Origin of the sequence: Pseudomonas sp. B707, assembly GCF_022496685.1 — a bacterium.
GTDB classification, from domain to species: domain Bacteria; phylum Pseudomonadota; class Gammaproteobacteria; order Pseudomonadales; family Pseudomonadaceae; genus Aquipseudomonas; species Aquipseudomonas paraglycinae.
Map to the genome: position 1 here is coordinate 92,564 of NZ_WTVE01000009.1, position 21,735 is coordinate 114,298.

20 protein-coding genes are annotated in these 21,735 nt (G+C 61.2%); 14 read left to right on the plus strand and 6 right to left on the minus strand.

Going from position 1 to position 21,735, the window contains the following annotated elements; all coding sequences use genetic code 11:
• Positions 1–24: 24 nt before the first annotated feature.
• Together GQX66_RS03375 and GQX66_RS03380 are read right to left on the minus strand one after the other, a co-directional pair.
• Positions 25–804 (minus strand): ABC transporter substrate-binding protein, encoded by a 780-nt coding sequence (locus GQX66_RS03375; protein WP_007956251.1) that lies wholly within the window; start codon positions 802–804, stop codon positions 25–27.
• 254 nt (positions 805–1,058) lie between these two features.
• Entirely contained in the window at positions 1,059–1,493 is a 435-nt protein-coding gene (locus GQX66_RS03380; protein ID WP_085748238.1) for a rhodanese-like domain-containing protein, read from the minus strand.
• A 100-nt stretch (positions 1,494–1,593) separates the two neighbouring features.
• Between GQX66_RS03380 and ftrA the strand changes: the two genes are divergently transcribed.
• The gene (ftrA, locus tag GQX66_RS03385) at positions 1,594–2,583 is read left to right on the plus strand and encodes a transcriptional regulator FtrA (protein WP_240866366.1); all 990 of its coding nucleotides are present in this window, start codon (positions 1,594–1,596) and stop codon (positions 2,581–2,583) included.
• Here the strand turns inward: ftrA and cobF are convergent.
• Positions 2,552–3,307: a precorrin-6A synthase (deacetylating) gene (gene cobF / locus GQX66_RS03390; protein ID WP_240866370.1), complete on the minus strand. Its 756-nt coding sequence runs from the start codon at positions 3,305–3,307 to the stop codon at positions 2,552–2,554. The genes ftrA and cobF overlap by 32 nt on opposite strands.
• Entirely contained in the window at positions 3,304–3,876 is a 573-nt protein-coding gene (locus GQX66_RS03395; RefSeq protein WP_129974028.1) for a histidine phosphatase family protein, read from the minus strand. The genes cobF and GQX66_RS03395 overlap by 4 nt, the downstream gene beginning before the upstream one ends.
• A 320-nt stretch (positions 3,877–4,196) precedes the next feature.
• On the opposite strand from GQX66_RS03395, the gene GQX66_RS03400 reads away from it, so the two are divergent.
• The 8 genes from GQX66_RS03400 (at position 4,197) to GQX66_RS03435 (ending at position 12,454) form a co-directional block, all read left to right on the plus strand.
• Positions 4,197–5,051: a MurR/RpiR family transcriptional regulator gene (locus GQX66_RS03400; protein ID WP_011333500.1), complete on the plus strand. Its 855-nt coding sequence runs from the start codon at positions 4,197–4,199 to the stop codon at positions 5,049–5,051.
• A 2-nt stretch (positions 5,052–5,053) separates the two neighbouring features.
• Positions 5,054–5,698 (plus strand): isochorismatase family cysteine hydrolase, encoded by a 645-nt coding sequence (locus GQX66_RS03405; RefSeq protein ID WP_129974029.1) that lies wholly within the window; start codon positions 5,054–5,056, stop codon positions 5,696–5,698.
• Positions 5,695–7,026: a glutamine synthetase family protein gene (locus GQX66_RS03410; protein ID WP_240866373.1), complete on the plus strand. Its 1,332-nt coding sequence runs from the start codon at positions 5,695–5,697 to the stop codon at positions 7,024–7,026. Before GQX66_RS03405 ends, GQX66_RS03410 begins: the two co-directional genes overlap by 4 nt.
• A complete protein-coding gene (locus tag GQX66_RS03415) occupies positions 7,010–7,762 on the plus strand; it encodes an N-formylglutamate amidohydrolase (protein ID WP_240866376.1) in 753 nt (250 codons plus the stop codon). Before GQX66_RS03410 ends, GQX66_RS03415 begins: the two co-directional genes overlap by 17 nt.
• Before the next feature lie 87 nt (positions 7,763–7,849).
• Positions 7,850–9,199, plus strand: coding sequence for an APC family permease (locus GQX66_RS03420; protein ID WP_011333496.1), 1,350 nt, complete (start codon positions 7,850–7,852; stop codon positions 9,197–9,199).
• 118 nt (positions 9,200–9,317) lie between these two features.
• Positions 9,318–10,334: an arginine N-succinyltransferase gene (locus GQX66_RS03425; protein WP_236191765.1), complete on the plus strand. Its 1,017-nt coding sequence runs from the start codon at positions 9,318–9,320 to the stop codon at positions 10,332–10,334.
• Between the two features lie 55 nt (positions 10,335–10,389).
• Positions 10,390–11,424 (plus strand): arginine N-succinyltransferase, encoded by a 1,035-nt coding sequence (astA, locus tag GQX66_RS03430; RefSeq protein ID WP_007956239.1) that lies wholly within the window; start codon positions 10,390–10,392, stop codon positions 11,422–11,424.
• A 160-nt stretch (positions 11,425–11,584) separates the two neighbouring features.
• On the plus strand, positions 11,585–12,454 hold the full coding sequence (locus GQX66_RS03435; protein ID WP_007956238.1) for an oxaloacetate decarboxylase: 870 nt from the start codon (positions 11,585–11,587) through the stop codon (positions 12,452–12,454).
• An 88-nt stretch (positions 12,455–12,542) separates the two neighbouring features.
• Here the strand turns inward: GQX66_RS03435 and GQX66_RS03440 are convergent, their stop codons facing one another.
• The gene (locus GQX66_RS03440; RefSeq protein WP_240866380.1) at positions 12,543–13,769 is read right to left on the minus strand and encodes a M20/M25/M40 family metallo-hydrolase; all 1,227 of its coding nucleotides are present in this window, start codon (positions 13,767–13,769) and stop codon (positions 12,543–12,545) included.
• A gap of 84 nt (positions 13,770–13,853) precedes the next feature.
• Positions 13,854–14,927: a diguanylate cyclase gene (locus GQX66_RS03445; protein ID WP_129974363.1), complete on the minus strand. Its 1,074-nt coding sequence runs from the start codon at positions 14,925–14,927 to the stop codon at positions 13,854–13,856.
• Between the two features lie 190 nt (positions 14,928–15,117).
• On the opposite strand from GQX66_RS03445, the gene GQX66_RS03450 reads away from it, so the two are divergent.
• The 5 genes from GQX66_RS03450 to GQX66_RS03470 all read left to right on the plus strand — a co-directional run.
• A complete protein-coding gene (locus GQX66_RS03450) occupies positions 15,118–16,572 on the plus strand; it encodes an NAD(P)/FAD-dependent oxidoreductase (protein WP_240866383.1) in 1,455 nt (484 codons plus the stop codon).
• A gap of 16 nt (positions 16,573–16,588) precedes the next feature.
• Complete coding sequence (locus GQX66_RS03455) at positions 16,589–17,527, plus strand: alpha/beta fold hydrolase (protein ID WP_011333489.1); 939 nt, start codon at positions 16,589–16,591, stop codon at positions 17,525–17,527.
• 111 nt (positions 17,528–17,638) lie between these two features.
• Positions 17,639–19,018 carry a VOC family protein gene (locus GQX66_RS03460; RefSeq protein ID WP_134023097.1) on the plus strand — a complete coding sequence of 460 codons (1,380 nt, stop codon included), beginning with the start codon at positions 17,639–17,641 and terminating at the stop codon, positions 19,016–19,018.
• A gap of 310 nt (positions 19,019–19,328) precedes the next feature.
• Positions 19,329–19,844 (plus strand): Hcp family type VI secretion system effector, encoded by a 516-nt coding sequence (locus GQX66_RS03465; protein WP_047601845.1) that lies wholly within the window; start codon positions 19,329–19,331, stop codon positions 19,842–19,844.
• Between the two features lie 131 nt (positions 19,845–19,975).
• Positions 19,976–21,735: type VI secretion system tip protein VgrG (locus tag GQX66_RS03470; protein ID WP_240866386.1), on the plus strand; the 1,760-nt coding region annotated here is incomplete at its 3' end.

The following is a 21,735-nucleotide window of genomic DNA, read 5'->3' on the forward strand; positions in this document are numbered from 1 at the left end:
GGGGCCACTTTTTTCTACGGCGTATTAATGGCCGTACACGTCAAAGTCGAAGTACTTGTCCTGCACTTGCTTGTACTTGCCGTTGGCGCGGATTTCGTTGATGGCGGTGTTGAATTTCTCAGCCAGCTCGGTATCGCCTTTACGCACTGCAATACCGGCGCCGCCGCCGAAGTACTTGGCGTCTTCGTAGGTCGGGCCGACGAATTCAAAGCCTTTGCCGGCGTCGGTTTTCAGGAAGCCGTCGCTCAGGTTGACCGAGTCGGCCAGCATCGCGTCGATACGACCGGACACCATGTCCAGGTTGGCTTCCTGCTGCGAGCCGTAACGCACCAGTTCGATCCCGGCCGGCACCAGCACTTCGGTGGCGTAACGGTCGTGGGTACTGGCGCGCAGCACGCCGACTTTCTTGCCTTTGAGCTCAACCAGCGGGTCTTTCACGCCCGAGCCTGCCTTCATCACGAAGCGCGCCGGGGTGTGGTAATACTTGATGGTGAAATCGACGTTTTTCTTGCGGTCGTCAGTGATGGTCATCGAGGACAGGATCGCATCGATCTTCTTCACTTTCAGCGCCGGGATCAGGCCGTCGAACTCTTGCTCGACCCAGGTGCATTTGACTTTCATCTGCTCACACAGCGCGTCGCCGATGTCCACGTCGAAACCGGCCAGTTTGCCGTCAGGGGTTTTCATCGAGAATGGCGGGTAACCGGCTTCGATACCGATACGGATCGGTTTGGCGTCTTCGGCCACGGCGGTCAGGGACAACATCGACAGTGCCAGGGCACCGAACATAACCAGCTTTTTCATTTATTACTCCCGTGTGCGGAGGCTTTTATTGGCAGCTTTCGATTGTCAGGTTCGGCCTTGGGCTGTGTAGCGCAAAGAAACCGAAGTGGCCGGCAGTCTATGGCGGCGCGCACGGGGCAAATTGTGTTTAAGCGACAAATACTTACAGAAAATCGGCGAGTGCCATCACGTGGGAAAAGTGTGCGCCAGAGCGGTGCAAGGGTTGTAGGACAAAGCCGACAAAAGGTGCCGCCGAAGCGGCAACCTTCTGGCTATCAGCAGTCGCAAGCGATCGGCGCAGTGGCGACGCGCGCTGTCGCAACACTCAACTGGAAGCCTTCATCCAGCCACCCGGTCACCCCGCCGATCATCTCCTTGACCGGATAACCCAACGCCGCCAGCTTCACCGCAGCTTTGTTGGCACCATTGCAGTGGGGACCGGCGCAATAAACCACGAAAAGCGTGTTTTTCGAGTAGTCCACCAACCCTTCCGCCGTCAGCAAACGCCCCGGAATATTGATCGCTCCCGGCACATGTCCACGTTCGTAGGCCAACGGCCCGCGCACGTCCACCAGCACAAAGTCGACATCACCGGCTTCCTGGCTGCTGAAGACGTCGGAACAATCGGTTTCAAAGGTCAGACGGTTGCTGAAATGCATCAGGGCAATGGCTGAAGGCGCTGCAGGGATTTCGCGAACCAGGCTGGGCATGTTGAATCACTCCTTTGTCTGTGGGGATGAACAGACTTTATCGAGCCGCCGCTTGCCGCTACAGTGGCGCACAAGACACTCACCGGGAATTTTCCGCCAAATGCCTGATTCACCTGGATTGGTCGCGATTCTGGCCTACGACGGCCTCTGCACATTCGAGTTCGGCATCGCCGTGGAGATCTTCGGCCTGGCCCGGCCGGAGTTCGATTTCCCGTGGTACGAGCACTGCATCGCCGCCGTCGATCAAGGGCCGATGCGCGCCATGGGCGGAATTCAGGTGCTGGCCGATGGCGGTCTTGAGCTGTTGGCGGATGCGCGCACCATCATCATTCCCGGCTGGCGCGACCGTAGTGCGCCGGTGCCGGAAGCCTTGCTGGAAGCATTGCGTGCAGCCCATTCGCGCGGTGCCCGGTTGCTGTCGATCTGCTCGGGCGTGTTTGTGCTGGCGGCCAGCGGCCTGCTCGACGGGCACGGCGCCACCACTCACTGGCGCTACACCTCGGAGCTGGCCGAGCGCTTCCCGGCCATCGATGTCGACCCGGACGTGCTTTACGTCGATTCCGGCCAATTGATTACTTCGGCCGGCAGCGCGGCCGGAATCGACGCCTGCCTGCACCTGGTGGCGCGGGACTTCGGCACCCAGATCGCCAACTCGGTGGCGCGGCGGCTGGTGATGTCGCCGCAGCGCACCGGCGGTCAGGCGCAATTCATTCCGACGCCGGTCAGCCCGACGCCGCGCAGCGACCTGTCGCGCGTGATGCAGTGGGCCCGCGAGCGCCTGCACGAACCGCTGGAAGTGCGCGATCTGGCCAGCGAAGCGGCGATGAGCGAACGCACCTTCCTGCGAAAATTCAGCGAAGCCAGCGGCCAGTCACCCAAGGCCTGGCTGCAACACGAACGCCTGGCCCGGGCCCGGGAATTGCTGGAAAGCACGCCGCAGAACACCGAACAGATTGCCCTGCGCTGTGGCTATCGGTCGGTGGAGAGCTTTCGTGTGGCGTTTCGCAGCGTGGTCGGGGTGCCGCCGTCGGTGTATCGCGAACGCTTTGGTCGAGAGATCAAGGCTTGCGCAGAAGATAGGTGTCCATGATCCAGCCATGCTCGGCCCGCGCAGCCTTGCGTACCCGTTCTATCTCATCGGCAACGTCGTCGAGCTTGCCATGGATGAGGATTTCGTCCGGCGTGCCGAGGTAGGCGCCCCAGTAGATCTCTGTCTCCTGATCCGTCACCTGATGGTAGGAATCTTCGGCGTCGAGCATCACCACCAGACTGTCCGTGTCACTCACCTGCCCTGCCGCCAGGCGTCGGCCGGTGGTGATTTCAATCGAGCGGCCGATGGTGTTCAACGGCACCTTGTGTTGTGCCGCCAGGGCCTGAACGCTGGTGATGCCGGGAATGACTTCAAATTCAAACGCGCATCGCCCCGAATCCAGAATCGCCTGCAGGATACGAATGGTGCTGTCGTACAGCGCTGGATCGCCCCACACCAGAAAACCGCCGCACTGCCCGTCAGCCAATTCGTCACTGATCAGGCGTTCAAAGGTTTGCTGCTTGGCGCGGTTCAGATCATCGACGCTGGCGCTGTAGTCCACATCGCCGCGCTCGCGCTCCGGGCTGTGGGCTTCGGCGAAACGGTACGTACGATCGCTGATGTAGCGCTCGCAGATTTCTCGCCGCAGGTCGATCAGCTTGTCCTTGCTACGGCCCTTGTCCATCAGGAAAAACACGTCCACCCGGTTCAGCGCCTTCACCGCCTGCATCGTGATGTAGTCCGGGTTGCCGGCACCGATGCCGATCACCAGCAATCGCTTCATTGCTCTGCTCCTTCCACGCTCATGCCGGACAAGCGTAGTCGCCAGCGCCCGGCAAACCGCAGATCGACCACCGCCAGCGGCTCGACATCGATGCTGTGAAACGCCTCGCCCTGCACGACCTGCATCAATGCAGCACGAATCACGAACGGATGGGTAACCGCCACCACGTGCCCCGGCGTGGCTTGCAGTGAAACCAGCCACGCGGCCACTCGCTCGCGCAGTTGCGCCACCGACTCGCCACCATGGGGTGCGGCGTGCGGATCGTCGAGCCAGGCTTGCAATGCCTCGGGTTCGTTCCGCTGCAAATCCTTTATCGACTGACCTTGCCAGCGTCCCCAGTCGCAATCACGCAGGGCCTGATCAATGTGTATGTCGTGGCCAAACCACGCCGCCGTCTGGCGAGTGCGCAGTTCCGGGCCGCAAATCAACCGTGACGCAGTGTCCAGACGCGAAGCCAGCGAGTCGGACGCCAGCGCCACGTCTTCAACAGGCTCGTTCGTAGGAAAACACGCCAATTTTTGTGCGACTGTTCTGGCATGGCAGATCAAGGTCAAACGGGTGGTCTGCACGGGAGGCTACTCGGCTGAAAGACAGGACGGTCATCGACATAATCGCTGATGAAGCGGCAATTGTGCCGTAAACCGGGATGCTCCGGGCGAGTCGATTGGATGATCCGAGCGTGTGAAAGCGGCAATGTCTGACACCATTATGGGCAATGGACTACAAAACTGGTCGACATACGTGTAACCCTTGCGTTACGGGCATCCCGCCTCATTTTGGGGCCTGATTTAAACGCGGAAAAATTCGCTAGACATGTAGCGTCAGTTACATAAATACTGTTTTAACGGATTGTGAAGCGAATTCAACACCCCATCCAGCAGGAGCCCGGATGCCCCCTTTAAGAGACCTGATCACCGACCCCGGCCTTGACCTGACGCCGTCGGAGCGCAAAGTCGTTCGCGCCTTGCTCGATCAGTATCCACGCAACGGGCTTGGCCCGATGGCGCGCCTGGCCGAACATGCCGGCGTCAGCGATCCGACCATCGTGAGGCTGGTGAAAAAGCTCGGCTTCGGTGGTTACGCCGAATTCCAGGACGCCCTGCTCAGTGACATGGACCATCGCCTGCGCTCGCCGCGCACTCTGTTGCAGCCGCGCTCGCATCAGAACAAGGACGATGCCTGGAGTCATTATCTGGCTCATAGCCACAACCTGCTGGCCGAAACCCAGGCCCTGACCCAGCCGGAAGATGTGCGAATTCTGGCCGACTGGCTGCTCGACACCCGCCATCAGGTCTACTGCTTCGGCGGACGCTTCAGCAGTTTGATGGCGACTTACCTGCTCAATCATTTGCGTCTGCTGCGCCCCGGTTGCTTTGCGCTGGAAGACAACGCGCAACTGCCCGACCGCCTGTTCGACCTGCAACGTCAGGACGTGGTGCTGGTGTTCGACTATCGCCGCTACCAGACCCAGGCCCTGCGCGTGGCGAGCGCGGCGAAGAACAGCAACGCCCGCGTTGTGCTGTTCACCGACATCTACGCCTCACCGCTGCGCGAGCTGGCCGACATGATCATCAGCGCCCCGGTGGAGTCGGCCTCGCCGTTCGACACCATGGTCCCGGCGCTGGCCCAGGTTGAAGCATTGATTGCTTGCCTGACTCTGCGTAGCCCGGACCTGGCCGATCGCCTGGAAGGCATCGATGCCCTGCGCAACGACTTCGACACCCATTTGCTGGAGGATAAATAAGGATGTTCAGCCTTCCCCATCGCTCGCCACGGGACCTGCCGTTTGTCACCGATCACACCGCCCTGTTGCTGGTGGACATGCAGCGCGCCTGGCTCGAGCCGCAGTTCGACCCGCACCTCGAAGGCCCGGACGCCGCGTATTTCCTCAACCGCACGCGCTCGCAAGTGGTACCCAATCAGGTTCGCCTGCTCAACGCCTTCCGCGAAGCACGGCAGAACGTGCTGCACACCCTGATCGAAAGCCTGACCGCCGATGGCCGTGACCGCTCGCTGGATCACAAGCTGTCGGACATGCACCTGCCCAAGGGCAGCCCGCAGGCACAGGTCATCGCCGAACTGACCCCGGCGGAAAACGAAATCGTGCTGCCGAAGACCTCTTCCGGGGTCTTCAACTCGACCAACATCGACTACGTGCTGCGCAATCTGGAAACCCGCCACCTGATCATCGCCGGAATTGTCACCGACCAGTGCGTCGACATGGCCGTGCGCGACGCCGCCGACCGTGGCTACCTCGTCACTCTGGTGGCGGACGCCTGCGCGACCTACACCGAAGCACGTCACGACGCCTGCCTGAACGCGATCAAGGGCTACTGCTGGATCACCGACACCGACACCGTGCTCGGTCGGTTGCAGGAGATGCAGCCATGAGCGAACGCCTGTCACCGTTGCCGATGACCACCATCGTCACCACCGACCTGATCGGCGTCACCCGTGGCCGCTCGTTTCCCACCGATGAGCTGGAGCATTATCAGGCCGCCGGTTGCGGCTGGGTACCAGCCAACAGTGCGCTAACGCCGCAGGACATCATCGCTTCGACCAGTCCGTGGGGCGCGTATGGCGACCTGCGGCTGATTCCCGATCTGGCCAGCCGCGTCACCGTCGGCAACGGCCCGGACGCCGCAGCGCCAGCTCTGGATTTCATCCATGGTGACATCCGCGAAACCGATGGCCGACCATGGGCCGCCTGTCCGCGCACGCTGCTGCGCAACGAGGTCGAGCGCTATCGCGATGAGCTCGGCTTGCAGGTCAACGCCGCGTTCGAGCACGAATTCAACCTGCACGCCGGGTTTGCCGAACATCTGGCGTTCTCGCTCGAAGCCCAGCGCCAGGGCGCCGAATTCGGTGGCTGGCTGCTCAGTGCGTTGCGCGCCGGTGGCGTCGAGCCGGAAATGTTCCTGCCCGAATACGGCAAGCATCAATACGAAATCACCTGCCGCCCTACCCTTGGCGTGGCGGCGGCGGATCGCGCGGTCAACGTGCGCGAGATCACCCGCGAAATCGCCCGGCAGATGGGTCTGGATCTGAGCTTTGCGCCGAAGACCGCCGCCGACGCGGTGTGCAACGGCGTACACCTGCACGTCAGCCTGCTCGATCTGGCCGGTCAGCCGATGTTCTACGACGCCGGCACCAGCAATGGCCTGTCGACCCTCGGCCAGCACTGGGCGGCGGGTGTGCTGCATTACTTACCGGCGCTGTGCGCATTCACTGCACCGACGCCGGTGTCGTATGAACGCTTGCAGCCGCACCACTGGAGCGCTTCCTACGCTTGCCTCGGCCAGCAGAATCGCGAAGCGGCGCTGCGGATCTGCCCGACCGTGAGCCTGGGGAACAAACCCGTGGCGAAGCAATACAACCTTGAGTTCCGCGCCATGGACGCCACCGCCTCGCCGCATCTGGCAATGGCCGCGCTGTTAATTGCCGGACGCCTGGGGATCGAGCAACGTCTGGCGCTGAACGCGATCACCGATGAAATCCCCGATTCACTCAACGACGAACAACGCAAGGCCCGGGGCATCGTTGCCCTGCCCGCCTCTCTTGCCCAGGCACTGGATTGCCTGCGTCGCAGTGAAGCGCTGGTCGAAGCGCTGCCAAGCGCGTTGCTCGAGACTTTTTTCGCCCTTAAAACCGAGGAACTGGCGCTGACGGAACAGCTCTCGCCCGCTGATCTTTGTGAGCACTATGCACGCCTGTACTGAATCCGTTGAGCTTGGGTTGTACACCCGACCGGTCTACAACCTGAGCCGTGAAGATTCGACGCACCCGCTGATTCTGGTGTGCGAACACGCCAGCCGTTACATCCCCGAGGCCCTGAACAATCTGGGCCTGGATGACACGGCGGCGCGCGAACACATCGCCTGGGACATCGGAGCCCTGGCGCTGGCCGAGCAACTGTCGGAGCAACTGGGTGCAACTCTGCTGAGCGCCAACTATTCGCGCCTGCTGATCGACCTCAACCGCCCGCGGCATGCGCCCGACAGCATACCGGCGCAGAGCGAGATCTATCAGGTGCCGGGCAACCGCGAGCTCGACGAGGCCACCCGCGAATACCGTCGCCAGTGCCTGTTCAAGCCGTTTCACACACGGCTGCAACAACTGATCGATGCACGTCTGGCCGAAGGTCGGCCGGTACGGGTGGTAGGGATTCACAGTTTCACCCCGGTGTACTACGGCCAGCCGCGCGAGCTGGAAGTCGGCGTGCTGTTCGGTCAGGCCCGGGCCTATGCCCAACGGATGCTCGACGGTCTGGAGCGACACCCGCTGAAAGTCGCCGGCAACCAGCCGTACAAAATCGACCCGCTGGGCGACATGACCCTGCCGGTGCATGGCGATGCAAGGGGCCTCGATTCGGTGTTGATCGAAGTGCGCAACGACCTGCTGCGTAGCCCGGAAGCGGTTTCTCGCTGGGCGAATTATCTGGCACCACTGCTGTAAAAAATGTTGTAACCACTGCTGATGCTGTAAACGACGGACCGATATAACAACTAAAACGACCGATTGGCTGACAAGGAGTTGCGCTTCATGGAAATAGAAGAGTTCGGCTACAAACAGGAGTTGAAACGTAGCCTGACACTGACCGATCTGGTGGTGTACGGGATGATCTTCATGATCCCCATCGCCCCGTTCGGCGTGTATGGCTACGTCAACGCCGAGGCACCGGGGATGGTGCCTCTGGCGTACATCATCGGCATGGTGGCGATGGTGTTCACCGCTCTGAGTTACGGCAGCATGGCCCGGGCCTTTCCGATTGCCGGATCGGTGTATTCCTACGCGCAACGGGGCCTGAATCAACACGTCGGCTTCATCGCCGGCTGGCTGATGCTGCTCGATTACCTGCTGATTCCGCCGCTGCTTTACGTGTATGCGGCGATGGCGCTCAACCATTTGTACCCGGACATTCCGAAAGTCGGCTTCATTCTGGCGTTCCTGGTCAGCGCGACCTTCGTCAACCTGCGCGGCATCACCTTTACCGCTCGCATGAACATTGTGTTCCTGCTGGCGCAACTCGTGGTGCTGGGCATTTTCCTGTTCTATGCCTGGAATGCCCTGCACAACGGTGGCGGCAACGGCCAGTTGACCCTGGCGCCGCTGTATCACCCGGAAACCTTCAACTTCGCCCTGCTGATGCAAGCGGTGTCGATTGCGGTGCTGTCGTTCCTCGGTTTCGATGCGATCTCTACGCTTGCCGAAGAGATCAAGGGCGATCCGGGCCGCAGCGTCGGCAAAGCGGCACTGATCACGCTGGTAGTGATGGGTGTGATTTTCGTCGCACAAACCTGGATCGCTACCGATCTGGCAGCCGGCATGGGCTTCAAGTCCGCTGACACCGCGTTCTATGAAATCGCCGAAATCGCTGCCGGCAGCTGGCTGGCGACCCTGACCGGCGTGGCCACGGCCCTGGCCTGGGGCGTGGCGGTGGCGATCACTTCACAAGCGGCGGTCTCGCGCCTGCTGTTCGGCATGGCCCGCGACGGCAAGCTGCCGAAAGTGCTGGCCAAGGTCCACCCGAAACACAACACGCCGTACCTGAGCATCTATCTGGTAGCCGTGCTGTCGCTGGTGATCTGCTACCTGTTCATCAATTCGGTGGACACCCTGACTTCCCTGGTCAACTTCGGCGCCCTGAGCGGCTTCATGCTGCTGCACCTGACCGTGATCAATTACTACTGGCGCCGGCAGAAATCCGGCCAGGTGATCCGTCACCTGATCTGCCCGGTGATCGGCTTCATCATCGTCGCGGCCATCATGTACAACATGGGCGTCGATGCACAGAAACTCGGCCTGATCTGGATCGCACTGGGTCTGGTGTACCTGTTCTTCCTGAACAAGCTCGGCGCCAGTACCGCGCTGCCTGACCCGAGCAATGGCTGACAAGAAAAAGAGCGGCGTCTGACAACAAATCAGGCGACCGCCGCTTTAACGCGTGGAAACCGACAGTGATAGTCAGGTTCGGCGAATGGGCCGAACCTTTTGATACAGGAGTGCATCCATGCTGGTCTTACGCCCAGTCGAGCCAAACGACCTGCCTCAATTGCAACAATTGGCGCGCGACAGCCTGGTGGGCGTCACGTCCCTGCCGGACGACAGCGAACGTCTTAGCGAAAAAATCGCCGCGTCCTGTGCCTCGTTCGACAGCGATGCGGCGGCTCAGGGCCCGGAGAATTACTTCTTCGTGCTGGAAGACATCGACAGCCATCGACTGGTCGGCTGCTCGGAAATCCTCGCCACCGCAGGTTTCAACGAGCCGTTCTACAGCCTGCGCAACCGCCACTTCACCAGCGCCTCGCGGGAGCTGAACATCGAGCACGGCGTGCCGGCGCTGTCGCTGTGTCACGACCTCAGCGGGCATACGCTGCTGCGCGGTTTTCACATCGATGAAGCGCTGGTGCGCACGCCGTTTTCCGAATTGCTGTCGCGGGCACGCCTGCTGTTCATCGCCGCCCACGCGCCGCGATTTGCCGAAGCGGTGATCACCGAGATCGTTGGCTACAGCGACGAGCAAGGCAACTCACCGTTCTGGGATGCGCTGGGCAAACATTTCTTCGACCTGCCCTACGTCGAAGCCGAACGCCTGTGCGGTTTGCAGAGCCGTACGTTTCTCGCCGAACTGATGCCGCAATACCCGATCTACGTGCCGATGCTGCCGCAAGCCGCGCAGGACTGCATCGGCCGCATCCACCCGGACGGTCAGGAAGCCTTCGACATCCTCGAGCGCGAGGGTTTTGAAACCAACAGCTACATCGATCTGTTCGATGCCGGCCCGACCTTGTATGCACGCACCGCCAACATCCGTTCTATCGCGCAGAGCCAGACAGTCACGGTTCAGGAGGAACCCCTGATCGATGCTCGCGGTCGCTATCTGGTGAGCAACGATGCTCTGCATGGCTTTCGGGCGGTGGTCGCCGAGCTGGATTTCCAGCCCGGTCAGCCCCTGGCGCTCGATCCGGCCCTGTGCGCGGCGCTCAACGTCCGCGCTGGCGGCACGATCCGGTTGATCGCCCTGTGAACCGCGCCCCTACCCAACGACAGTGCCCGAGCTGGCGCGCAAAAGGAGTTGCAGCATGATTGTCCGTCCGGTCCAAGTCAGCGACCTGCCAGCGTTGATGACGCTGGTGCAACAGGCCGGGCCGGGGTTCACCACCCTGCCCGCCAACGAAGATCGCCTGGCCCACCGGGTACGCTGGGCGCAACGGGCGTTCGCCGAACAGGTCGAGCGGGCCGATGCCGATTACCTGTTCGTGCTTGAAGACGACGAGCAGCGCGTGGTCGGCGTCAGCGCTCTGGCCGGGGCCGTCGGCCTGCGTGAGCCTTGGTACAACTATCGGGTCGGGCTGACCGTCAGCTCGGCGCCAGACCTGGGCATTCAGCGGCAGATCCCGACGCTGTTCCTCAACAACGAACTGACCGGCCAATCGGAGCTGTGCTCGCTGTTCCTGCGCCACGACCAGCGCCATGGCAGCAATGGACGTCTGCTATCGCTGGGGCGCTTGCTGTTTGTCGCCGAATTCCCGCACCTGTTCGGCGAGAAAATGATCGCCGAACTGCGCGGCAGTGCCGACGAACAAGGCTGTTCGCCGTTCTGGGACAGCCTGGGCCGGCACTTCTTCCAGATGGACTTCAGCCACGCCGACCACCTGTCCGGGCTCGGCAATAAAGCCTTCATCGCCGAACTGATGCCGCGTCAGCCACTGTATACCTGCCTACTCACCGAACAGGCTCAGGCCGTTATCGGCCAGGCCCACCCCAACACCGAACCGGCATTGAAAATCCTTCAGTCCGAGGGCTTCGCCCACAAAGGCTACATCGACATCTTCGACGGCGGCCCGGTGATCGAGGCGCCGATCCGAAGCATCCGCACCGTGCGCGACAGCCTGGAACTGACCCTGAGCATCGGCACGCCGGACGATCAGGCGCCGCTGTGGTTGATCCACAACCGCCGCCTGGAAAACTGCCGCATCACCGTCGCGCCGGGACGCCGGGTTGGCAGCAGTCTGGTGATCGACCGCCTCACCGCAAAACGCCTGCAATTGCAGCCGGGCAACTCAGTGCGGGCGGTACCGCTGCCCAATCAACAGCAGCAGGCGGTGGCGGCCTGAGCGCCCATACCTGCTGCGAAAGAGCCTGAACAGGATTTTCCTGGTTAACTTCCTCGTTAATTCGTCATGATCCTTGACCCATTGGCGTGATAGCCTTTTCACCTTCGGCGTTGACACCTTTGCTCAAGCCTTTCCATTCCTTTGTATTGGTGGAACTCGTATGACCAGGCTTTCTCATCAAGATTTGCGCCGTAACTTCCGTCAGCTGCTGGCTTCCGACACCTGCTATCACACCGCCTCGGTGTTCGATCCGATGTCCGCCCGCATCGCCGCTGACCTGGGTTTTGAAGTAGGGATTCTCGGCGGCTCGGTCGCCTCGTTGCAGGTGCTGGGTGCCCCGGACTTTGCCCTGATCACCCTCAGCGAATTCGCTGAACAGGCCACCCGCATCGGCCGCGTGGCCCAATTGCCGGTGATCGCCGACGCCGACCACGGCTACGGCAACGCGCTCAACGTGATGCGCACCATCGTCGAACTGGAACGCGCCGGCGTCGCTGCGCTGACCATCGAAGACACCCTGCTGCCGGCACAATTCGGCCGCAAATCCACCGACCTGATCACCGTCGCCGAAGGCGTCGGCAAGATCCGCGCGGCACTGGAAGCCCGGGTCGATTCGGAGATGGCAATCATCGCCCGGACCAACGCCGGCATCCTGCCGAACCAGGAAATCATCAGCCGCACCAAGCAGTATCAAGCTGCTGGCGCTGACGGTATCTGCATGGTGGGGATCCAGGACTTCGATCAGCTCGAGCAGATCGCCGAACACCTGACCGTCCCGCTGATGCTGGTCACCTACGGCAACCCGGCACTGCGCGACGACAAACGCCTGGCCGAACTGGGTGTGCGCGTAACCATCGACGGCCACGGTGCCTACTTCGCGGCGATCAAGGCGACCTACGACAGCCTGCGCGAACAACGCCAGATCTTCACCCAGGCCTCCGACCTGAGCGCCACCGAACTGACCCACACCTACACCCAGCCTGAGGAATACATCCTCTGGGCCAAGGAATACATGAGCGTCAAAGAGTAACCCCGCACCACGCTACAAAGAGGCAGAGCGGCCCGACGCCATCACGAGTCCACTCGCATGGCGCCCGCCGCGAAACCGCTGCCTGCCGTTACCGTTTCGTCAACTCCATAATCATCCGCGACAACAGATAAATCCGCGGCGCCACGCTCTCCACCTCCGCGTATTCCTCCGGCGTATGAATGTTGCCGCCGACAATCCCGAACCCGTCCAGCGTCGGCGTCCCCACCCCGGCCGACAGGCTCGCATCCGCCGCCCCGCCGCTGCCTTCTTCGGTCAACTTGCGGCCGATTTCGCCGTAAATCCCTTGCGCCATCGCCATCAAACGATCCGACTCCGCCGTCTGCGGCATCGGTGGCAAGCCGCGTTGCAATGAAGTCTTCACTTCGGTCTCAGGGATCAGCTTGTCCTGGGACACCCGCGCCAGATCCTTCTCGATCCGGTCGAACTCTTCCGGCACCGCCGCCCGTACGTCAGCCTTGGCCGTGGCCTGATCCGGGATCACGTTGGTGCGATCACCGGCCTTGAGCACGGTGAAGTTGATGGTGGTTTTCCTGGCTTCGTCGCCGAGTTTGCCGAGTTGCAGGATCTGGTGCGCCGCTTCCATCGCCGCGTTGCGCCCCAGTTCCGGTGCGACGCCGGCGTGAGCAGCCTTGCCCTTGACCTCCACCAGCGCGGTGGCGCTGCCCTTGCGCCACACCACCAGTCCATCCGCCGGACGGCCCGGTTCAAGATTGAGGGTCACGTCGTGAAGCTTGGCGGTTTTCTTGATCAGGTCGGTGGCGACGTCCGAGCCGGTTTCTTCGCTGGCATCGAGCAGGAAGGTGATTTGCGCGTAGTCCTTGAAGTCGAGGTTCTTCAGGATCTTCAGCGCGTAGATGCCGGCGACAATCCCGCCCTTGTCGTCCATCACCCCCGGCCCGTAGGCACGGCCGTCCTTGATGTGGAACGGTCGCTCGGCGGCGGAGCCTTCCTTGAACACCGTGTCCATGTGCGCCATCAGCAGGATTTTCGCCTTGCCGGTGCCTTTGAGCGTGGCGAGCACGTGGTTGGTTTTTTCCGGGGTGTTGGGTACCAGTTCTATGGTCGCGCCGAGCTTTTTCAGCTCATCAATGGCGATGTCGCTGACTTGCTTTAGCCCCGGTTCATAGCCGGAACCGGAGTCGATATTGACCAGGCGCTCGAGCAGTTTCAGGGCTTCGGGTTTGTATTGCTCTGCGTCGGCCAGCACCTGTTTGTGCGGTTCGGCAAAGACACCGGAGGCTGCAAAAGTGAGGGACAGGCCGGCCAGCAGAGAACGACGGAATTTGAACGTCATGAATCAATCCTTGTTTCGTGTCGGGTACTGAACCGTACCTGACATCGCCCCAAGGCTCTATCCCGGATGCGACACCCGATCCGTTCAAACCGAATCGAATACCTCGCGCCGCGGCTTGTCGTCGCTGCAGCAGATCACCCGGTTACGCCCGCCGGCCTTGGCTTCGTACAGCGCCTGATCGGCGTCATCCAGCCAGCGTGTCGCGTCGCCGTGAGCCGGATCGAGCGCCGCCAGACCGATGCTCAGGCTGACTTTCAGCGCCGGGTTCTGTTCGTACACCAGAAAGGAAAAACGCTCACGCAAGGCTTCCATCGCCTGCGCCGCATTGAACAGCGGCAAGTCCGGCAGGATCACGCAAAACTCGTCGCCGCCGTAGCGCCCCGCCACATCGGCCATACGCAGGTTCTGCTTGAGCATCTTGCTCAACTGGCGCAGGACGATATCGCCGGCCACGTGGCCGTAGGTGTCGTTGATTGCCTTGAAGTGATCGATGTCGATCAGCGCAATCGCAGCGCCTGTCTGCTGGCGTTTGCAGCGTTCGAATTCGATTTCCAGTTGATCCTTCCAGGCGCCGTGATTGAGCAGACCGGTGAGGCTGTCGGTGCGGCTCAGGGCCAGCAATTCACGTTTATGCAGGCCGAGGGTGTAGGCCTGGCGAAAGCAGATCCAGCCCAGCGCCAACGGATACAGCATCAACAGCGGCAGACAGGCATAAAGCTGTGCCGGCGTGGTCATCGGGACGAACGCGGGGGCAAATACCACCAGCCCGACGCCGACGCCGAGCAACTGCGCCGCCGCCCCGGCCAGCAGAAAACGCAGGCCGCCGATGGCAACGTTGTTCATCGCCATCATCGAAATGGTCGTGGCACTGGGCAAGGGATTGAAGTGCATGGCGGCGACCCAGAAGCCACCGAGGAAGGCGTCGATCAACAGGTTGCGGTGTTCGGCGTGGTACGGAACCTTCGCCCGGCGGGCCCATTGATAAGCAAGGTGCGGCCAGACCAGGCCGTTGAACAGCATCAGCGCCCAGACCCAGGCCGGCGGGTCGAGCGGGTACATCGCGACGCTCACGCACAAAAGCCCCAGGACCAGCCCGAGGGTTCGCGATGTGTAGAGCCTCCTGGCCAGTGAAAGTCCCTTTCCTCCCGTTCTTCCCATAAGGACCTCGACCACTCGACGGTACTGCGCAGACCGCAGACCCGATGTGCTGGGAGTCTATCAGGGCAACGTTAAATAGCCATCACCGGCCAGCGGGCCGAATACCTCGTCATCAGCACCACACGGCGGGCAAATGATTGGCTATACATGAAAGGAAGAAAATGGAAAAAAGACTCTAAGAAGGAGGCCCATGCAGACCTATCAAGTGTTGATCATCGGCAGCGGTTTTGGCGGCCAGTGCGCGGCGGTCAATCTGCTCAAGGCCGGTATCGACGACTTTCGCTTGCTGGAACGCCGGGACTTTTTCGGCGGCACCTGGTGCCAGAACACCTACCCCGGCGCAGCGGTGGATGTGCCGTCGCCGCTGTATTCGCTGTCGTTTGCGCCTTACCGCTGGACCCAGATGTTCGCCGAACAGGCTGAACTGCATCGCTACACCGACCATGTAATCGAACGCTTCGGCCTGCGTGACCGGGTGGAACTGCAGGCCAACGTCGAGCGCGTCGAATGGGACGACACCGAAAAGCGCTGGGCCGTACACACCGGCACCAAAGGCATTTTTTATGCGCAGTTCCTGATCAATGCCACCGGGCCGTTGAGCCAACCGGTTATCCCACACTTCCCCGGTCAGGATCGCTTTCAGGGCAAGACCTTTCATACAAATAATTGGGATCACAGCTACGACTATCACGGTAAACGAGTAGCGATTGTCGGCAGCGGCGCCAGTGCGGCTCAGGTGATTCCGGCGATTGCGCCGAAGGTCGCCCGATTGCACGTGTTTCAGCGCACCGCGCACTGGGTGCTGCCCCGGGCCGACCGTACGTTCGGTCGGTTCCAGTGCTGGCTGCTGGGTCTGAAACCCGCCTACAAACTGCTGCGCTGGATGATCTACTGGCAATTCGAAACCCGGGTCATCGCCTTCAAATACTCGAAACCGGCGATTCACATGGTGCAGCGCCAAGCCCTGAAGTTTCTCAAACGCCAGGTGACTGACCCCGAGTTGCGGAAAAAACTGACACCGGACTTCACCATCGGCTGCAAACGGGTGCTGCTCTCCAGCACCTATTACCCGGCGCTGACCCGGCCCAACGTCACGTTGCACAGCCGCGAACAGGGCATCGCCAGCCTCGATGAAACCGGCATCGTCACCACGGACGGTCAGCACATCAACGTCGATCTGATCGTCTGGTCGACCGGTTACGACGCCACCGACGGCGTGATTTCCTACCCGGTCAGCGGAAAAAACGCCGTGCAACTGCGCGATGTGTGGGCGCAATACCCGCGCGCCTACCTCGGCACCAGCCTGCCAGACTTTCCCAATCTGTTTATCGTCACCGGGCCGAACACCGGCATCGGCCACACCTCGGCGCTGTTCATCATCGAATCGCAGATGAACTACATCCTCGACTGCATCCGCACCTTGCAGGCCAAAGGTCTGCGCAGCATCGAAGTTCGCCCCGAAGCAGAACGTACCTACACTCAGATGATTCACCGGGAAATGGAACGCACGGTCTGGAAAACCGGCGGCTGCCACAGTTGGTATCAAAGCAGGAGCGGTCACGTGATCGCGATGTTCCCCGGCTTCAGTTTCAGCTACCACCGGTTGACCCGGGCGCTGAAACCGGCCGACCACATTCTGTCTTGAACAAGGAAGACCCACGATGCTTTTGCTGTTTGTCGCCCTCGCGGTTTTCGTGGCCTGGAGCTGGTTGAGCTACCCGGCAGTCGGCCACTGGCTCTACGATCTGAGCGCGGCCCTGGAGGCCAGGCTGTACCGGCTGCACAAGATTGAAGTGCCGATTGCCGAAATGACCGTATCGACCTGGCAAGGCGGGCCTTATGAAGCATCGAGCAGCATTTTGATGCTGCACGGCTACAGTGCCGAAAAGAACCTGTGGCTGCGCTTCGCCCGGCATTTTGTCGGGCAGTACCGGGTGATCATCCCGGATCTGGCCGGCCACGGCGAAACCGGCTTCAAGGCCGGCGGTGGCTACGACATTCCGGTGCAGGCCAAGCGCATGATCCAGTTGCTCGACGTCTGCGGCGTCGAGAAAGTCCATGTGATCGGCAACTCCATGGGCGGCTACATCGCCGCGTGGCTGGCGGCGACCTATCCGGATCGCATCGCTTCGGTGGCGCTGATCGACCCGGCTGGCGTCACCGCGCCCGAGCCCAGCGACATGGAGCGCCACCTCGCCCGTGGGCACAATCCGTTTCTGATCAATTCCCGGGAAGAATTCCGACGTTTCTATGCCATGACCATGGCCTCGCCACCGTGGGTGCCCGGCCTGGTGCTGGACGCCATCGCCCAGCGTTACGAACAATGCCGCGACGAACTGGAAGAGATCTTCCGCGATTTTCGCGCCAGCCCGCCGATGGAGCCGAAACTGCCGGACATCAAGTGCCCGGCGCTGTTGCTCTGGGGCCGCAAGGACCGGTTGATCGACGTCAGCAGCGTGCCGGTGTGGAGCAAAGGCATCAGCAATTTGCGGGTCGATGTCTGGGATGGCGTCGGCCATATGCCGATGGTTGAACAGCCGTCGAACACGGCACGTCTGTATCGCGAGTTTCTGGGGGAGCATTCGCGTCAGGACAGGTAAACGGTCAGTCGTTGGCAGAATGAAGTCCGTAGGATTCTTCGTTTGCCCGCGTCGGCGAAGGCTGCGATCTTTTCCAACACCTTTTACGTGACCGTGCCAGGAATTTTTTTCATGACCGTGCAGCCTTTCGTCAGCCCCGACCTGATCCGCCAACGCTTCTCAAAAGCGATGTCCGACATGTACCGCGAAGAAGTGCCGCTGTACGGCGCGTTGATGGAACTGGTGGAACAGACCAACCGCGAAGTACTGGCACGCGAGCCGCAAATCGCCAGTCAACTGCACAGCACCGGTGAGATCGAACGGCTGGACATGGAGCGCCACGGCGCAATCCGCGTTGGTACCGCCGCTGAACTGGCCACCCTCGCCCGCTTGTTCGCAGTGATGGGCATGCAACCGGTGGGCTATTACGACCTGACCCCTGCCGGGGTGCCGGTGCATTCCACGGCGTTTCGCGCGGTGCATGAAGATGCGCTGCAGGTCAGCCCGTTCCGGGTGTTCACTTCGTTGCTGCGACTGGAATTGATTGAAGACCCCGAACTGCGTGCCTTTGCTGAATCGGTGCTGGATAAGCGTTCGATCTTCACACCGGCGGCGCTGCGCCTGATCGAACAGGCCGAGTCCGCTGGCGGTTTGAATGAATCCGAGGCCGGGGAATTTGTCCTGCAGGCGCTGGAGACTTTTCGCTGGCACCACAGCGCCACCGTCACCGCTGCGCAGTACCAGACGCTCAGCGCCCAGCATCGTCTGATTGCCGATGTCGTGGCCTTCAAAGGCCCGCACATCAACCACCTGACCCCGCGCACGCTGGACATCGACATCGTCCAGGCGCAGATGCCGCAGCACGGCATCACGCCCAAAGCGGTGATCGAAGGCCCACCGCGCCGGCAGCACCCGATCCTGTTGCGTCAGACCAGTTTCAAGGCGCTGGACGAGCCGATCGCCTTCACCGACCAGACGCAAACCCGCGGCAGCCACAGCGCCCGCTTCGGTGAAATCGAACAACGTGGCGCGGCGCTGACCCCCAAGGGCCGTGCGTTGTACGACCGGCTGCTGAACGCGGCACGCGATGAACTCCGCGATTTCCCCAACGAAGCCAATGCCTCACGCTACAACGCCCTTATGACCCAGCATTTCAGCGAATTCCCTGACAGCCTCGAGGGCATGCGCGAGCAGGAACTGGCGTATTTCCGTTATTTCCTGACAGACAAAGGGCCTGAGGCGGGTCGTCCCGCTGATGTTTCGCTGCAAGCTTTGTTGCGCGACGGCTATGTGAAAGCCGAACCGCTGGTGTACGAAGATTTCCTGCCGGTGAGTGCAGCGGGGATTTTTCAGTCGAACCTGGGGGACGCAGCGCAGACGCACTATGGCGAGCATTCCAACCGACAGGCGTTCGAACTCGCCCTCGGGCGTTCGACCATTGATGAATTGGGGTTGTATGCCGAGACGCAACAACGCTCGATTGAAGACTGCCTGGCGGTGTTGAATCGATAACGCGGCGATTAGCCATACTGCGCAAGAAGTTGCGCAGTTCCCCGTAATAAAACCTCTATAAAACCTTTGAAACCCTTGTGCCACGTGCCCTCCAGCCAAGTGCGCAAGAAGTTGCGCAGTACTGCGCAACTTCTTGCGCACTTTTTGCCTGGATCCCCGCCCCTTTTCGCTAAAACCAAGGTCGCTCAGCGCCAACTCATTGGTTTATAAGGCTTCGAAAATCTTGGCACGCTCCTTGATAACAGTCAGCCACCCACCGGGCGATTTCGCCTCCCGGGCACCCTAACTTTATCCGCAAGGAGCACCTCCCATGGCAACACCAGCGTACATGTCGGTTACCGGCGAAAAACAAGGCCTGATCACTGCCGGCGCCTTCACCGCCGACTCCGTTGGCAACACCTACCAGGAAGGTCACGAAGACCAGGTCATGGTTCAGGCGTTCAGCCACGACGTGATCATCCCGCGTGACCCACAATCCGGTCAGCCAACCGGTCAGCGCGTTCACAAGCCAGTTGTGATCACCAAGGTCTACGACAAGGCTTCGCCACTGCTGCAAGCCGCTCTGACCTCCGGCGAGCGCATGAGCGAAATCGTTATCCAGTGGTACCGCACTTCGGCTCAAGGTACCCAAGAGCACTACTACACCACCAAACTGGAAGACGCGATCATCGTCGCCATCAACAACAAAATGCACAACTGCCAGGATCCAGGCAACTCGCACTTCACCCACCTGGAAGAAGTGCAGTTCACCTACCGTAAAATCACCTGGACCCACGAAGTATCCGGTACTTCGGGTTCCGATGACTGGCGTGCTCCAGTCGTTTAATTACGGCTGATCGTTTCAAGCATCGGCCAGCTCTGCTGGTCGATGTTGTTTACGCCCCTCCAGAATTTCGCGTGCGTTGAACCGCTTGACGGTCATCGACGAACGCCGCTGTACAGCACGAGGAACAAGGGATGTTCGCGCCGGCCAATGAAACCCACTTTGCCCTGACCATCGAAGGTCTTTCCGCCGACTTTCAGGTGTTTACCCTCACCGGTCGGGAAGCCGTCAGCCAGCCTTTCGTATTCGAGGTGGAGCTGGTCAGTGAGCAGCCGTCGCTGGACCTCGAAACCCTGCTGCACAAACCGGCCTTCCTGCAGCTGTCGCCCGACGGCAGCGGCATCCATGGCCTGATCTACCGCGCCGCGCAAGGCGATTCCGGCAAGCGCCTGACGCGCTACTCCGTGACCCTGCGCCCGCAACTGGCGTATCTCGCGCACCGGATCAACCAGCGGATCTTCCAGAACCTCAGCGTGCCGAAAATCATCGGCAAGGTCCTCGAAGATCATGGCATCCAGGGCAACGCCTACGCCTTCCAGACCGGCTCGATCTACCCCGACCGCATTTACTGCGTGCAATACGACGAATCGGACCTGCATTTCATCCAGCGCCTGTGCGAAGAAGAAGGCATTCACTACCACTTCCAGCACAGCGCGACGGCGCACAAACTGGTGTTCGGCGATGACCAGACGGTGTTCAAGAAACTGGCGCCGGTGGCCTATCAGCAGGACTCCGGCATGGTCGCCAGCAACCCGGTGATCAAACGCTTCGACCTGCGCCTGGAAACCCGTACCAGCCGCACCACCCGCCGCGACTACGACTTCGAAAAACCGCGCCTGACGCTGGAAAGCGAAAACCGCGGCGACGCCCTGCCCGACCTCGAGGACTACGATTACCCGGGCCGTTTCATCGACCGCGAGCGCGGCAAACACCTGGCCAAGCGCGCCCTCGAACGTCATCGCAGCGACTTCCAGCTCGCCGAAGGCAAGAGCGACCAGCCGTTGCTGGTCAGCGGCCATTTCCTCGCGCTGAAAGAGCACCCGAAAGCCAAGTGGAACGACCTGTGGCTGCTCACCGAAGTCCACCACGAAGGCAAACAGCCGCAGGTGCTGGAAGAGTCGGTGACCAGTGACACCACCGCGCTCAAAGACGATTTCCATCAGGGTTACCGCAACCGCTTCCAGGCCACCCCGTGGGACGTGCCGAACCGCCCGCCCCTGCGCCACCCGAAACCGCGCATCCTCGGCAGCCAGAGCGCCGTGGTCACCGGGCCGAAAGGCGAAGAAATCCACTGCGACGAATACGGCCGCGTGAAAGTCCAGTTCCACTGGGACCGCGACGGCCTCGCCGACGACAAGACCAGCTGCTGGCTGCGCGTGTCCTCCGCCTGGGCCGGCGCCCAGTACGGCGGCATCGCGATCCCGCGCATCGGCATGGAAGTGCTGGTCACCTTCCTCGAAGGCGACCCCGACCAACCGCTGATCAGCGGCTGCCTGTACCACAAGGAAAATATCGTCCCGTACGCCCTGCCGGCGAACAAGACCCGCACCACCTTCAAGACCCTGAGCTCGATGGGTGGCGGCGGCTTCAACGAACTGCGCATCGAAGACAAGAAAGGCCAGGAACAGATCTTCCTGCACGCCCAGCGCGACTGGGACGAAAACATCGAACACGACCAGAAAATCCGCGTCGGCAACGAACGCCACGACGTCGTGGAAAAGAACAGCTACACGGAATTCAAGGCCGAAGAACACCACACCGTTTACGAAGACCGCAAAGTCGAAGCCCGCGCCAACGATCACCTGACCGTCGGTGTGAATCAGCACATCAAGATTGGCACCGGGCAGTTCATCGACGCTGGCCAGGAAATTCACCTGAGCAGCGGCATGAAGGT

Excerpts from the sequence above, each read along its gene's own strand:
- GQX66_RS03375 (WP_007956251.1), bottom strand. The coding sequence starts at position 804 with ATGAAAAAGCTGGTTATGTTCGGTGCCCTGGCACTGTCGATGTTGTCC.
- GQX66_RS03380 (WP_085748238.1), bottom strand. The coding sequence starts at position 1,493 with ATGCCCAGCCTGGTTCGCGAAATCCCTGCAGCGCCTTCAGCCATTGCC.
- ftrA (WP_240866366.1), top strand. The coding sequence starts at position 1,594 with ATGCCTGATTCACCTGGATTGGTCGCGATTCTGGCCTACGACGGCCTC.
- cobF (WP_240866370.1), bottom strand. The coding sequence starts at position 3,307 with ATGAAGCGATTGCTGGTGATCGGCATCGGTGCCGGCAACCCGGACTAC.
- GQX66_RS03400 (WP_011333500.1), top strand. The coding sequence starts at position 4,197 with ATGCCCCCTTTAAGAGACCTGATCACCGACCCCGGCCTTGACCTGACG.
- GQX66_RS03405 (WP_129974029.1), top strand. The coding sequence starts at position 5,054 with ATGTTCAGCCTTCCCCATCGCTCGCCACGGGACCTGCCGTTTGTCACC.
- GQX66_RS03410 (WP_240866373.1), top strand. The coding sequence starts at position 5,695 with ATGAGCGAACGCCTGTCACCGTTGCCGATGACCACCATCGTCACCACC.
- GQX66_RS03415 (WP_240866376.1), top strand. The coding sequence starts at position 7,010 with ATGCACGCCTGTACTGAATCCGTTGAGCTTGGGTTGTACACCCGACCG.
- GQX66_RS03420 (WP_011333496.1), top strand. The coding sequence starts at position 7,850 with ATGGAAATAGAAGAGTTCGGCTACAAACAGGAGTTGAAACGTAGCCTG.
- GQX66_RS03425 (WP_236191765.1), top strand. The coding sequence starts at position 9,318 with ATGCTGGTCTTACGCCCAGTCGAGCCAAACGACCTGCCTCAATTGCAA.
- astA (WP_007956239.1), top strand. The coding sequence starts at position 10,390 with ATGATTGTCCGTCCGGTCCAAGTCAGCGACCTGCCAGCGTTGATGACG.
- GQX66_RS03435 (WP_007956238.1), top strand. The coding sequence starts at position 11,585 with ATGACCAGGCTTTCTCATCAAGATTTGCGCCGTAACTTCCGTCAGCTG.
- GQX66_RS03440 (WP_240866380.1), bottom strand. The coding sequence starts at position 13,769 with ATGACGTTCAAATTCCGTCGTTCTCTGCTGGCCGGCCTGTCCCTCACT.
- GQX66_RS03445 (WP_129974363.1), bottom strand. The coding sequence starts at position 14,927 with ATGGGAAGAACGGGAGGAAAGGGACTTTCACTGGCCAGGAGGCTCTAC.
- GQX66_RS03450 (WP_240866383.1), top strand. The coding sequence starts at position 15,118 with ATGCAGACCTATCAAGTGTTGATCATCGGCAGCGGTTTTGGCGGCCAG.
- GQX66_RS03455 (WP_011333489.1), top strand. The coding sequence starts at position 16,589 with ATGCTTTTGCTGTTTGTCGCCCTCGCGGTTTTCGTGGCCTGGAGCTGG.
- GQX66_RS03460 (WP_134023097.1), top strand. The coding sequence starts at position 17,639 with ATGACCGTGCAGCCTTTCGTCAGCCCCGACCTGATCCGCCAACGCTTC.
- GQX66_RS03465 (WP_047601845.1), top strand. The coding sequence starts at position 19,329 with ATGGCAACACCAGCGTACATGTCGGTTACCGGCGAAAAACAAGGCCTG.